At 49.8% G+C, this 12,043-nt stretch carries 14 protein-coding genes; 12 read left to right on the top strand and 2 right to left on the bottom strand.

Annotation, left to right across the window (positions count from 1 at the left end; genetic code table 11):
- Window positions 1-76: 76 nt before the first annotated feature.
- From ACFSUS_RS25935 to ACFSUS_RS25880, 12 genes are all read left to right on the top strand, one after another.
- Window positions 77-598, top strand: coding sequence for a Fur family transcriptional regulator (locus tag ACFSUS_RS25935; RefSeq protein WP_381527413.1), 522 nt, complete (start codon window positions 77-79; stop codon window positions 596-598).
- An 81-nt stretch (window positions 599-679) separates the two neighbouring features.
- A complete protein-coding gene (locus ACFSUS_RS25930; RefSeq protein WP_381527411.1) occupies window positions 680-1,168 on the top strand; it encodes a DUF3291 domain-containing protein in 489 nt (162 codons plus the stop codon).
- 43 nt (window positions 1,169-1,211) lie between these two features.
- Window positions 1,212-1,400: a hypothetical protein gene (locus ACFSUS_RS25925; protein ID WP_381527409.1), complete on the top strand. Its 189-nt coding sequence runs from the start codon at window positions 1,212-1,214 to the stop codon at window positions 1,398-1,400.
- Window positions 1,387-1,785 (top strand): HNH endonuclease, encoded by a 399-nt coding sequence (locus tag ACFSUS_RS25920; RefSeq protein ID WP_381527407.1) that lies wholly within the window; start codon window positions 1,387-1,389, stop codon window positions 1,783-1,785. The genes ACFSUS_RS25925 and ACFSUS_RS25920 overlap by 14 nt, the downstream gene beginning before the upstream one ends.
- An 11-nt stretch (window positions 1,786-1,796) precedes the next feature.
- Window positions 1,797-3,086 (top strand): adenylosuccinate synthase, encoded by a 1,290-nt coding sequence (locus tag ACFSUS_RS25915; protein WP_381527405.1) that lies wholly within the window; start codon window positions 1,797-1,799, stop codon window positions 3,084-3,086.
- A 137-nt stretch (window positions 3,087-3,223) separates the two neighbouring features.
- Window positions 3,224-3,439, top strand: coding sequence for a YgaP family membrane protein (locus tag ACFSUS_RS25910; protein WP_381527403.1), 216 nt, complete (start codon window positions 3,224-3,226; stop codon window positions 3,437-3,439).
- Window positions 3,440-3,536: 97 nt separating this feature from the next.
- The gene (locus ACFSUS_RS25905; protein ID WP_381527400.1) at window positions 3,537-4,778 is read left to right on the top strand and encodes a sulfite oxidase; all 1,242 of its coding nucleotides are present in this window, start codon (window positions 3,537-3,539) and stop codon (window positions 4,776-4,778) included.
- 19 nt (window positions 4,779-4,797) lie between these two features.
- On the top strand, window positions 4,798-5,241 hold the full coding sequence (locus ACFSUS_RS25900) for a hypothetical protein (RefSeq protein WP_381527398.1): 444 nt from the start codon (window positions 4,798-4,800) through the stop codon (window positions 5,239-5,241).
- Window positions 5,242-5,276: 35 nt separating this feature from the next.
- On the top strand, window positions 5,277-5,999 hold the full coding sequence (locus ACFSUS_RS25895; RefSeq protein WP_381527396.1) for a hypothetical protein: 723 nt from the start codon (window positions 5,277-5,279) through the stop codon (window positions 5,997-5,999).
- A 58-nt stretch (window positions 6,000-6,057) separates the two neighbouring features.
- Window positions 6,058-7,425, top strand: a complete 1,368-nt coding sequence (gene eat, locus ACFSUS_RS25890; protein WP_381527394.1) for an ethanolamine permease — start codon at window positions 6,058-6,060, stop codon at window positions 7,423-7,425.
- Between the two features lie 154 nt (window positions 7,426-7,579).
- A complete protein-coding gene (locus ACFSUS_RS25885; RefSeq protein WP_381527392.1) occupies window positions 7,580-8,605 on the top strand; it encodes a hypothetical protein in 1,026 nt (341 codons plus the stop codon).
- Between the two features lie 104 nt (window positions 8,606-8,709).
- The gene (locus ACFSUS_RS25880; protein ID WP_381527390.1) at window positions 8,710-10,092 is read left to right on the top strand and encodes an AAA family ATPase; all 1,383 of its coding nucleotides are present in this window, start codon (window positions 8,710-8,712) and stop codon (window positions 10,090-10,092) included.
- Between the two features lie 57 nt (window positions 10,093-10,149).
- Here ACFSUS_RS25880 and ACFSUS_RS25875 read toward each other — a convergent pair whose 3' ends face one another.
- Window positions 10,150-11,019 (bottom strand): SMP-30/gluconolactonase/LRE family protein, encoded by an 870-nt coding sequence (locus ACFSUS_RS25875; RefSeq protein ID WP_381527388.1) that lies wholly within the window; start codon window positions 11,017-11,019, stop codon window positions 10,150-10,152.
- A 48-nt stretch (window positions 11,020-11,067) separates the two neighbouring features.
- On the bottom strand, window positions 11,068-11,946 hold the full coding sequence (locus tag ACFSUS_RS25870) for an SDR family oxidoreductase (protein WP_381527386.1): 879 nt from the start codon (window positions 11,944-11,946) through the stop codon (window positions 11,068-11,070).
- Window positions 11,947-12,043 lie beyond the last annotated feature (97 nt).

The following is a 12,043-nucleotide window of genomic DNA, read 5'->3' as shown; positions in this document are numbered from 1 at the left end:
CCATTAAGAATGACGAATGGAGAGTGGCTTTGTCCAGGGGCATTCATCATTCGTCATTCATCATTACTTTTGTCTTATGCCTGCGCCGAATCAATCCAATTTAGAATCTGCCCGGATGATTTTCACGGCCTATCTTGAACGGAAAGGACTGCGGAAAACCCCGGAGCGATTTGCCATACTTGAAGAGATCTACAACCGGCAAGACCACTTTGACGTGGATGAGTTGTACATCTCTATGAAAAACAAAAAATACCGGGTCAGCCGCGCAACGGTGTACAATACACTGGATGTGTTGGTAGACTGCGACTTAGTCACCAAACATCAGTTTGGCCGTAATTTAGCTCAGTACGAAAAATCGTTTGGCTATCGCCAGCACGACCACCTGATTTGCACCGATTGCCATAAAGTGATGGAATTCTGCGATCCCCGCGTTCAAAACATTCAGAACATGGTGGGCGATATGTTAAAATTCAACGTCATGCACCATTCGTTGATTTTTTACGGCTCCTGCGCCCGCGACCGCTGCGAAAACCGTGCGGAAACCGCGCAGCAGCCCGGCGTGGATTCGCCGGGGAGACAAGTACCCGTGGAAGACTAAAGAATGTGGAGCTTATGAGCTGTGTTTCTTACCCATAAGCTCTTACCTCAACCCATCAATAGTTACAGCTTATCCATTACTATGCACCTTGCTCAGCTTAATATATCACGGATGCTTGCGCCAGACATTAGTCATCCCATCATGGCAGATTTTGTGGCTCAGCTCGATGTGATTAATGGGCTGGCCGAGCGCAGTGACGGGTTCATCTGGCGGCTCAAAGGCGATGGTAATAGTGCAACAGACATCCGTCCGTTCGACGATGACCGCATCATTGTCAACCTGTCGGTTTGGGAATCGCCGGAGAAGTTGCAAACATTTGTGTTCAAAAGTATGCATACGGAGGTCATGAAAGATCGCCGGAAATGGTTTGAGAAGCCTACTCAGATGACAACCGTATTGTGGTGGGTACCGGATGGCCGTATCCCGACGGTGGAGGAAGCCCGCGAACGCCTTGAGCAGTTAAATGCAAACGGACCGGGGCCTCTGGCCTTTACCTTTCGGGAGGTATGGCCAATGCAGACTGTATCTGATGTTGAAAACAATGAGTTGGTGATACCGACGGTTAGCTGATATGGACCCGTATTTGACACTAGTTGACTTCTTGCTTAAACACGTGAAACCCGAAGACATACTTCAGTTCAGGGCTTCCGAAGAAATGCATGACCATTTTTATAGTCTATTAGAAAAAGAAAAAGTGGGCACTGCTACTCAACAAGAAACCGAGCTCATCGACAAATTCATGAGCGTTGAGCACATTATGCGCTTGGCTAAAGCGAGAGCGAAGCAATATGCCCACCAATAATACACCCGTTTCTCTAACCGCACGGAAACGGGTAGCCCAACGAGCTTCTTATATCTGTGAGTATTGCCTTGAACAAGATGAAAATTCGTTCATTGGTTTTGAAATAGACCATATCATTAGCCGTAAGCATAAGGGGTCAAACGATGAAAGCAATCTCGCGTATACATGCCCGGATTGTAATCGTAATAAGGGAACTGATATTGCATCAATTGATTGGAGTAGTCAGGAGATTGTACGTTTTTTTAACCCAAGGACCGATATTTGGGCTGAGCATTTTAGATTATCCGGCGGCTTCATAGAGCCATTGACGCCAATTGGCAAAGTGACTGTCGATATCTTCAGGTTCAACGATAGAGTGAGATTACCCGATAAGGATGTTTTTTAATGTACTGTAGCATGGTAGATGTTTTATTAGGCCTCCAGTGGGGCGACGAAGGGAAAGGAAAGATTGTGGACGTACTGGCTCCGCAGTATCAGGTAGTGGCCCGCTTTCAGGGGGGGCCCAACGCTGGGCATACCCTCGAATTTGATGGTTTTAAACACGTTTTGCACCAGATTCCATCCGGTATATTTCGGAATGATATTCTAAACATCATCGGTAACGGAGTCGTGCTTGACCCAATCGTGTTTAAAAAAGAAATCGACGGGCTGGCGAAGTATAACCTTGCTCTGACTCAAAATCTGCAAATCTCTAAGAAAGCGTCTATTATCCTGCCAACGCACCGGTTGCTCGATGCTGCCTACGAACAGGCGAAGGGCGAGTCGAAGATCGGCTCGACCCTGCGCGGGATCGGCCCAACGTATCAAGACAAAGTAGCACGGCAAGGCCTGCGGGTAGGCGACATTTTATCGCCCAACTTTCAGGATAAATACAACAAGCTGGTCGCCATTCATAAGGTGATCCTAGAACAGAATCACTTCGATTTTGCTTCGGTACTCCCCCAATCTGAAACGGAGTTTTTCCAGGCGGTTGACTTCATGAAGCAGTTCCAGCTTACGGATAGCGAATACGAGGTTAACCAGGCCTTGGCAGACGGCCGCAAAGTGCTGGCTGAAGGTGCCCAGGGCTCCTTGCTGGACATCGACTTTGGCTCCTACCCATTTGTTACGTCGTCGAACACCATGACGGCCGGAGCCTGCACAGGGCTGGGCATAGCGCCACGTCAGATTGGCGAGGTCTTCGGTATTTTCAAAGCGTATTGCACGCGCGTTGGTAGTGGCCCCTTCCCTACCGAATTGTCTGACGAAACAGGAGAGCGGATACGGCAGGAAGGGCGTGAATTCGGCGCTACCACGGGCCGCCCACGCCGGTGCGGCTGGCTCGACCTGCCTGCGCTGAAGTACGCGATCATGATCAACGGCGTTACCCAGCTGGTGATGATGAAAGTGGATGTACTAAATATCTTCGACGAAATTCAGGTCTGCACGCACTACAAACTCCCGGATGGAACAACGACCGAACATCTTCCCTATGACCTCTGTGATGCCGACGTAACACCGGTCTATAAATCATTCAAAGGGTGGAAAACAGGTCTGAAAAATATCCACTCGTTCGATGAGATGCCGACCGAATTAGCCGCTTATGTCAACTTCCTGGAGGATTCGCTTGGTTTGCCCATAAGCTTTATTTCAACCAGTCCGGATCGTGAAGCTATTATTCATCGGCAGGCCGTCGGTATAGTATAAATTTTAATTGATGATATACGTTTCCACAAAAACGCTCAGCCTTCTGAGCGTTTTTGTTATATATACCTGATAATTAGCCCTATTAATTACAAGTAATTACCTATATTTACCCACCTTGAACGTACCTTTCTTGACCTATGAATCTAAAAAAGAATGTTGGCCTTGTCGACCAGGTGGTACGGGCAGTACTTGTCCTTGATCTGGTGATGCCCTGTCTGCTGGGATTTGTAACCGGTCCGGTTGTCTACTTAATGCTTACTCTAGCCCTAGTTTTATCCGTTAGTTGTTTGCTAGGCTATTGTTGGGTGTATGACCTACTGAAGATTTCGACACGGCCTACCCTCAACACATGAGGTATTTGATCATTACTAAGAGCCAGCCTTGTCGTATATGAATAGGGCTGGTTTTTTATGTATTTTTGGCAAATTATCTGGGTTTGCTTTTACGTATATGAACTTACTCAACCCATCAGATCATCTTTTTAACCGTCGGGGCTTTCTCAAAAAAAGCTCATTAGCCACACTAACAACACTACTGGGCACCGACATCGTTTTTGCGAATCAATTACCGCCCAACTACCTGCCTATGGCCTTCGACATTGATCCGATGGCCAACAAGAACAAGCAATTAGTGGTACTTAGCGATAAGCCCTGGAATGTTGAGACACCTGCTCATTTGTTAGATGATGCCGTTACACCGGCCGACAAATTATTTATCCGAAACAATGGTCTCATGCCGGAAACAATCGATGCGGCCCGCTGGACACTGACCATCAATGGGGAGTCGGTAAAAAAAGCAAAAACCTATACGTTAGGCGACCTTAAGAAAAAGTTTAAGCCCTATACATACCAGCTAACCCTGGAATGCGCGGGTAACGGCCGATCCGGTTATTTCCCCAAGACATCCGGCAATCAGTGGACCGATGGTGGGGTTGGCTGTGCCGAGTGGACTGGTGCTCGATTAAAAGACATTCTGGCCGATGTAGGGATCACGGATGATGCCGTTTACATCGGTTACTATGGCAAAGATTTGCATGTCAGCCTCGACCCTGCCAAACCCGTTATCTCGCGGGGCGTACCCATGCGTAAGGCCCTTGAAGATGAAACGCTGATCGCCTGGGCCATGAATGGTCAGGATATTCCGCTCGTGCACGGTTATCCGTTGCGATTGGTGGCGGGTGGCTGGCCTGCGTCAGCATCGGGAAAGTGGCTTCATACGTTAGCAGTACGTAATAAAGTACACGACGGCGCTAAAATGACCGGGAAGAGTTATAAAGTTCCTATCAATCCGGTTGAGCCCGGTGTTGATCCGCCCGAAGATCAGTTCCGTATTATCGAATCCATGCCCGTCAAATCGCTTATAACCTTCCCACAAACGGGCGCTATGCTTGCAGCGGGACAGATGCTGGCTTTGCGGGGACACGCGTGGGCGGGCGACCGTAGCGTTCGGGAGATGGCCGTCTCCGCTGATTTCGGGGCGACCTGGCAAAAAGCGAACCTGAAACCACCCAAAAATCGACTCGCCTGGCAGCACTGGTCGGCAGAAGTAAAACTACCTCGGCCGGGCTATTATGAGGTCTGGGCACGCGCCACCGACGATGCCGGCGTGTCGCAGCCGATGGTGATGCCGCAATGGAATCCGGAAGGCTATTGCAATAACGCCTGTCATCGGATTGCGGTAAAGGTTGGTTAGTTAATAGATTTTCAACGTCATGAAAGCAACGAAGACATTACTACTGCTTGCCATTGGTATTTGGCTGTCCGTAGCTACAACGACCCTATCTGGTAGCAAACATGTTGGTGTTCATTTTACGGACAAGGTTCACAAACCAGTCGCGGAGGCTTTACTGACAACAGCTGACTCCATCAGGACTGATCCAGAAACCGGCCTGGCATTAGATGACCAACTCATGCTGGTCAAAGGCCAGTGCACCGCCTGCCACTCCAGCAAATTGATTCTGCAAAGTCATTTCTCCCGTGAGAAGTGGATTGAACGGATTCGATGGATGCAGCGTACGCAGAAACTTTGGGATTTAGGCGAGTCAGAACCAGCTATTGTGAATTACCTGGTAAAGCACTACGGTCCTCTTGAACGAACGTATGATGGGCGCCGGGAGCCCTTAAAAGCAACGAAGTGGTATAAACTAAGCAAGTGACCGCTATTGCCCGGTAGCTACGAATCTCTCAATTTATGTCGGCGAAGAATTTTTATCAGACGTTATTCCAAACAGACCAACTTTTTCGGCTGGCGGATGAGTCGTGGACTGTTGTTGAGGAGTTACCCACGGCACAGGACGTATCGTCAGATGCGGTTGAAACCGCTACGGATTTATTAAGCGACCTCGATGCATTGGCAGTAGCCACCGAGATTACTCTTGACGCACTCATAGAGGATGCAGAGCCCGTTGTAGAAACGCCAGTCGTCATATTGCCACAACCGCAGGCTGCGGTCGTGATTTCGTCACCGGAGCCTTTACCGCAACCCGTTCCCCGTCCCTTAGCGCCTTCAATTCTTCCACCGGTTCAGCAATCTTCCCGCCTACCCCAATTAAATCATAAGGTGCTGCTGCTCGCCGATGAAGAACTAGACCCCAGCAACCTGCTATTCCTGGAGAAAATCCTAAAAGCGGTCAATCTGAACATCGACGGGGTCGACTTATTAAACTTACATGGTGTTCGGGACATTAATTTTGCCGAGCTGCTGCGGGGCAAATACATCAACCATTTCATTACGTTTGGTGTGCCGTTTGAGCGTATTAATCTCGATATCATGATGGATCGCTATGCCCCTGTGCGGTTTGAAGGAATTACGTTTTTAATGGCCGACTCTCTGCCAACCATTGAAGCGGATCAAAACTTAAAAAAACGGTTGTGGGCTGCCTTACAGCGTGTATTTTTACAGCGATACGCATAGCTTTGACCAGTACGCCCCGGTTCGTTGAAGTTGCCTAACCGCCATCACCACCCTACGTATGACCGAACCTCCTAACGGCTCACCCTCTTCTACGGAAGTGGGCGGACCAAAAAGCCAGCCGTCAGAGCTACGCCGGGTTATTACCACAACCCAGCTTTGGGCGATTGCCGTCGGTATGGTTATCTCGGGCGAATATTTCGGCTGGAACTACGGTTGGGCGGTGGCCGGCACCCTCGGCTTTCTAGTCGCTACGTTGGCAGTTACGGTTCTTTATTTAGCCTTTATTTTCAGTTATACGGAGCTCACAACGGCCATTCCAGATGCCGGTGGTCCCTTCGCCTACGCCCTGCGGGCCTTTGGCACGACGGGTGGCTTTATAGCTGGCTTTGCTACGCTGGTCGATTTTTTGATGGCTCCCCCCGCCATTGCGGCTGCTCTGGGTGCCTATGCCCATTTTCTGAACCCGGCCTTACCGGTACTGGGCGTAGCCGTAGCCTCTTACGTAGTTTTTATTAGCGTTAATATCTTAGGGATTAAAGAATCGGCTAATTTCTCGGTCATTGTTACGGTGTTATCCGTGGTTGAACTACTGGTGTTCATGGTACTAGTAGCTCCGGCTTATAAAACCGAAAACGTATTGGCACATAATGAGTCGTTTGGTATTAGTGGCGTATTTGCGGCCTTACCCTTTGCCATCTGGTTTTATCTGGCCATTGAGGGCGTGGCCATGGTGGCCGAAGAAGTTCGTGACCCACACAAAACGATTCCCCGCGGCTACTTACTAAGCATCGGGACGTTAGTAGTGCTAGCGCTTGGCACCATGCTCTTGTGCGCGGGGGTGGGTGACTGGCGGCAGTTGAGCCAGCTCGACTATCCATTGCCTGAAACACTCGCCATTGTACTGGGGCGGCAAAGCTCGTGGGCAAAGCTCTTCGCAGGGCTTGGCCTTTTTGGTTTGATTGCTTCTTTTCACGCAAATACGCTCGGCTATTCGCGCCAACTGTTTGCCCTGGCGCGGGCGGGGTATTTGCCCCGGTTTCTGGCTGATGTGAATCAGCGCTTCCATACGCCACACTGGTCGCTGATCGTGGGTGGAATCATCGGTTTAGCCGCTTTATTTTCGGGCACAACCGGCGAAATCATTACGTTATCGGTGCTGGGCGCGTTAGGCATGTATATCATCAGCTTACTCAGCCTGTTTCGATTACGTCGGACCGAACCTACGTTGCACCGCCCATTTCGAACCCCTTTATACCCACTCGTGCCGTTGGTTGCGTTAGTACTCTCCCTGGTGTGCCTAATCGCCATTATCTACTTCAACCCAGGTTTAAGTCTTCTCTTCCTGGGAGGTATGGCGCTGTCGTGGGTTTTATTCAGGAATGTATCGCTTCCTGTCATTCGCTCGTCTTCTAATCCAGTGTCTTAATCAAGATTTGCATTATTGAGGCACTATTCGCGTATTTGAAGGCGTTTTTAAGCAAGTGACCGTTCAGCCAGCTTACGACCAGTTTATTTAAATGACGCTTTTCCAACGCCTTTATTCGTTATTTGTCCCTGATTCTACCCGATTTGATGGGGCCATGAGTCCCACATTTCCAGCGTCTATACCTGTGTCAGCAACACCATCCTTACAACCTGAAGTTAACCTTTTTTTACCGATTGTTCAGCCCTCCGATGGTCCTACTGACAGTACACCCTACTGGCTGGTTGACCAGGAATCGTTACGTGACGAAGGTGTTTTGTTTGGGCTCTCGGAAGCGTCTCCTAACGAGAAAATAGCCGAAATTAAAGCGTACTTCACCAACCAGTCAGCTCCTTACGAACAAGCGATTGATCATTATAACGAGCGAGTTGCTGAGCTTGACAGATTTATTGCACAACGTAATAATCGTATTGACGACCTCAGGCAACGGATTAACCACCTGATCAACCGCCAACCGGCTACTGATAACCTCATTCGAACGCTTCTAAGCTTGGGCGTATCAGTGATGCTATGCGTTGGCAACTTTTACCTGATTGATGAAACATTGCGTCCGGTATTTGCCAACCGCTGGATTGCCGTCGGTGTATTTTTGGCCGGTATGTTCAACTTATTTGGTCGTACGTCGTTCTTTTATGAAGAAGGAGGACGGCTAACGGGTCGTCGATTACTGGAAGAAGCGGGTTTGCCGCTGGCAGCCGCTAGCTTTATACTGGCCCAGGCTATTCAGAAACAGCCCTTCTGGCAAGCTTTTGCCTTGTTTGTCTTTGTGTTTTTTCTGTTTTTGCTAGCCGGCAAACTGTTGTTAAGTCTATTGACGACATTACGTCATGATCTGGCGATAATTCAGGAAAACCGCCAGTCAGTGCTTGATAAGCAGCAACAACTGCCCCTATGGCAGGCCCAAGCCGAGCAGCTCGAACGCGAAATAGAGGCCGTTCGCGCTCAAAAATGGCCGCTCGTAGCAGCTCTCAACCGCGTTGAGACGGAGCTGGCTCGATTGAACGCCCAGGGCGACCAGCTTGTTAATCTGTTTCTGAGCGAGTTTGAACTGGCCAGAAGCCTCCGTGATCGGCTAACGGAACAGCAACGAACCGAAGTTTTACGAAATTATAACGTTATGTAGTTTACCATTACTGAGTCATTTATAGTGTGTTAATGAAGGAGAAAGTGGCGATTTATAACGCTCTTTCTTCACCGATATGACTCATCAACTATAAAACGTAAAGTATGGAACCAACAAACAACCCAGACTTTCAGCACGGCTACACGAGTGGCGTGGAGGGAGTCAACCGGGAAACATACGAAGGCTATCTCTCCAGTCAGGTTAATACCGACTGGCTCACGGACCGTATTCAGGAGAAACGGAACGAACTAACCACTGTTGATCGGCAACTGGCCGAAGCCACTGAAGCCAATCGGGTAGCTTACGCTGACCTACAAAATCATGCCCTTCAGGTAGAGCGGTTAGACAGGCAGGTTAAAAGCCGTGAAGCGGATCGGCTGGCGCTCGAAAACGACCGCGACAACCTACGCGAGCGCCGAACAAAAGCCGCACCTGATTATTCGCTGCTGGCTGGACTACTTTTTTTGGTAGCTGGTATCTCGTTTTTAGCGGGTGACCTCATTATCTCGCACGAGATTGTAGCCTATGCCCTTAACATTCGCAACACCAACGAAGCCTGGGCCTTTGCCGTCGGTTTGGCCATGGTATCGATCCTGCTGAAACCGGCTTACGATCGACTGATTGAAAAGCCTTACCAGGAAAACCCAGAGCAGAATCAGGGAAAGTACCAGCGATTTAAGATTGCACTGGCCGTGTTTTCTGTATTGACGCTGGCCGTTTTAGGCTGGTTTCGGTATGAAGCGTACCGTACTGACCAGTTAAAGGCCGCCATTAACAAGTCGGTTCGGCAGCTCCAGTTAAACACCGACCCGACATCCGCTACGCAAACGCTGGACGCGGCCACATTAAGCAAGATTGAAAAACAGCTTAGTGAATCAAGCGAACTTAACTTAGCGCTGGTCAACAGCCCTTGGGCGCTTCTCTCATTTGTACTGAGTGGAATTTTGTTCGCCTTGGCAGGAGCCGTCTGTCTGGGCATTGCCCTCCCGGTTCTTTCGGCGTTCTGGTTCCGGTGGTTACAGGCCGACATTAAACTTTGGAAGCTACGCCGTCGACTGAAGCGATTAGACAAAGAAATGGCTCCGCTGGAGGCTCAGCTTGCCGAGCAGCGGACGCGCCAGAATGTGTTACAGCACAACCTTGATCTGTTGCCTGCCCTGGATGAGTTAAAAGAAGAACGTCGGACAGTCGCGGCCGAACTGAATGAGCTGTTAGCCGAACTGAAACTAGCGCAAACCGACAGTCGAATCAGTAATTTCAACGATGGCTATGGTCAGGGTGAAGCCACCCGCACGGTGCTGAGCGACGATGAACAGCGACAGTTGCGAAAAGAAATGCTATCCCTGCAAAACGGAAGCCGCCTGAATGGTGGCCGCAGTGGTGAAGTCAGGCCAAACGGTGGTCAACCCGACAAAGCTACCAATGGCAAACCCCAGGGACTTCGCCCCTACCAGACCATTCGTAAGTTTCTGTCAGATGATTTATAAAGGAATAAACGTACAGTAGTGCGGGTTGTCTCCTACGCTACTGTACGTTTATTTCCTTCAGGGCAATTGAACCTGCAGCACACTACCCGTCAGCGGGTACTGCGCAATCTGTTCGTCCGTAGCGCCTTCTCGGGCGCTGGTGACATATAACTTACCCTCCTCCTGAATTGCAACCTTGGTAGGGTTAATTACGGGTAGTTGAATCGCCTGTAGCAATTTGCCGGCTGGCGAAAACTGCCGAATGGTATCGCCACCGTAATGACCAACCCACACATTTCCGGCACTATCGATAGTACCTCCATCTGGTGATCCGTCGTAGGGCCATTCCACCAGATGCCTTTCTGACTCAAGGGTACCATCTGGTCGGATCGAAGAAGCCCATATTCCCTTAGCTCGGCCCGGATGCCCACTGCTTTCAATCATAAAGAGCGTTTGGCTATCAGCTGTAGCTGGCCCGTTAGCAATAACGAAATCGCTGGCAACCACTACCGCGGACTCAGGCCGACCGTCTGGGTTGACCTTGTAATACAAGACCTTGCCTAACGGCTGTTCATTGTTCAAGTCCATTGTGCTTGCGTAGATATTGCCGTTACCATCGAACGCAGCATCGTTGAAGCGAACATTAGGTGGATCATGGTCGATCTTGTCGATGCGTTCATAAGATGGTTCACCTTCATCGGGCAGATGTACAATGTGCAGCCCTGATTCGAACCCTGCCCACAGCCGCCCATCAGACCGGGGTAGCACGAAGCCAACGAGTTCGGGCATAGTCCATTGCCGGACAAATTGGCCCGTAGCATCGGCAAAGTAGACCTGCTTTTCAACAATGTCTACCCACCATAAGCCATTTCGGGTATCATCCCAAACGGGCCCTTCTCCTAACGAGCATTGAGCTTCAACAAAACAGCTAATCTGATGCGTATCCACCAACAAATCCGATTCTGATTAATGATGATCTTATTAGCAATTAGCCCCTTACGCAATCGGTCGGCCACCGGTAGCCCCGTAGATCATTCCCGTAATATAACTGCCTTCCTGAGAGGCTAGCAATACATAAATTGGTGACAACTCTACAGGTTGTGCGGCTCGCCCAAGCAACGAGTCCTCGCCAAAGCTCTTCACCTTTTCTTCGGGCATAGTTGACGGAATCAATGGTGTCCAGACAGGCCCCGGTGCAACGGCATTGACGCGCACACCTACTTCAATCGCTTCTTTAGCCAACGATTTGGTGAAATTAGCAATAGCCGCTTTGGTAGCCGCATAGGCCAGTAGGCTTGGTTCCGGCTGATACGCCTGAATAGACGTCGTGTTGATAATTGACCCACCGGGCCTCATTAAAGGCAAAGCGGCTTTGCTGAGAAAAAACATAGCATAAACATTGGTCCGGAAAGTACGGTCAAACTCTTCCGTCGAAATGTCCAGAAATGACGTGTGGTTCATCTGATAAGCCGCATTATTGACCAGAATATCCAACTGCCCAAACTCGCCGATCGCCCGATTGACAAGCTCCTGGCAATGCGCTTCATCTTGAATATCTCCTTTAACGGCCACGGCTTTGCGGCCCGCTTCTTCGATCAGCCGCACGGTTTCCTGAGCGTCCTGCTCTTCACTCAGGTACGAAATAAGTACGTCGGCTCCTTCGCGGGCGAAAGCCAGCGCAACCGCGCGGCCAATGCCACTATCGCCACCGGTGATTAACGCTTTCCGATCTGTGAGTTTACCACTTCCCTTATAGGATGTTTCTCCATGATCGGCCTTGGGTGCCAGCGTTGCATCTGAGCCGGGGTGATCTTGAGGTGATTGCGGATAAGGGGGTGCTGGATACTGTTGACGCGGGTCCTGAATTGATTGCATAACGTTGAGTCTATGTTTACGCTAGGTTAACACGCACACGCAACGCTTGTTCTTAATTAGTCGCCCTTATGAGGCTACGACCCATCAATCACCTATT

The organism is Spirosoma soli (assembly GCF_042684525.1).
GTDB lineage: Bacteria > Bacteroidota > Bacteroidia > Cytophagales > Spirosomataceae > Spirosoma > Spirosoma soli.
This window is presented reverse-complemented; position numbering and strand designations above follow the sequence as displayed.

What these genes read in the sequence shown, in the direction of transcription:
- ACFSUS_RS25870 (WP_381527386.1), bottom strand. Translation starts at nt 11,946, where the DNA reads ATGCAATCAATTCAGGACCCGCGTCAACAGTATCCAGCACCCCCTTAT.
- ACFSUS_RS25895 (WP_381527396.1), top strand. Translation starts at nt 5,277, where the DNA reads ATGTCGGCGAAGAATTTTTATCAGACGTTATTCCAAACAGACCAACTT.
- eat (WP_381527394.1), top strand. Translation starts at nt 6,058, where the DNA reads ATGACCGAACCTCCTAACGGCTCACCCTCTTCTACGGAAGTGGGCGGA.
- ACFSUS_RS25910 (WP_381527403.1), top strand. Translation starts at nt 3,224, where the DNA reads ATGAATCTAAAAAAGAATGTTGGCCTTGTCGACCAGGTGGTACGGGCA.
- ACFSUS_RS25930 (WP_381527411.1), top strand. Translation starts at nt 680, where the DNA reads ATGCACCTTGCTCAGCTTAATATATCACGGATGCTTGCGCCAGACATT.
- ACFSUS_RS25920 (WP_381527407.1), top strand. Translation starts at nt 1,387, where the DNA reads ATGCCCACCAATAATACACCCGTTTCTCTAACCGCACGGAAACGGGTA.
- ACFSUS_RS25915 (WP_381527405.1), top strand. Translation starts at nt 1,797, where the DNA reads ATGGTAGATGTTTTATTAGGCCTCCAGTGGGGCGACGAAGGGAAAGGA.
- ACFSUS_RS25900 (WP_381527398.1), top strand. Translation starts at nt 4,798, where the DNA reads ATGAAAGCAACGAAGACATTACTACTGCTTGCCATTGGTATTTGGCTG.
- ACFSUS_RS25905 (WP_381527400.1), top strand. Translation starts at nt 3,537, where the DNA reads ATGAACTTACTCAACCCATCAGATCATCTTTTTAACCGTCGGGGCTTT.
- ACFSUS_RS25885 (WP_381527392.1), top strand. Translation starts at nt 7,580, where the DNA reads ATGAGTCCCACATTTCCAGCGTCTATACCTGTGTCAGCAACACCATCC.
- ACFSUS_RS25880 (WP_381527390.1), top strand. Translation starts at nt 8,710, where the DNA reads ATGGAACCAACAAACAACCCAGACTTTCAGCACGGCTACACGAGTGGC.
- ACFSUS_RS25935 (WP_381527413.1), top strand. Translation starts at nt 77, where the DNA reads ATGCCTGCGCCGAATCAATCCAATTTAGAATCTGCCCGGATGATTTTC.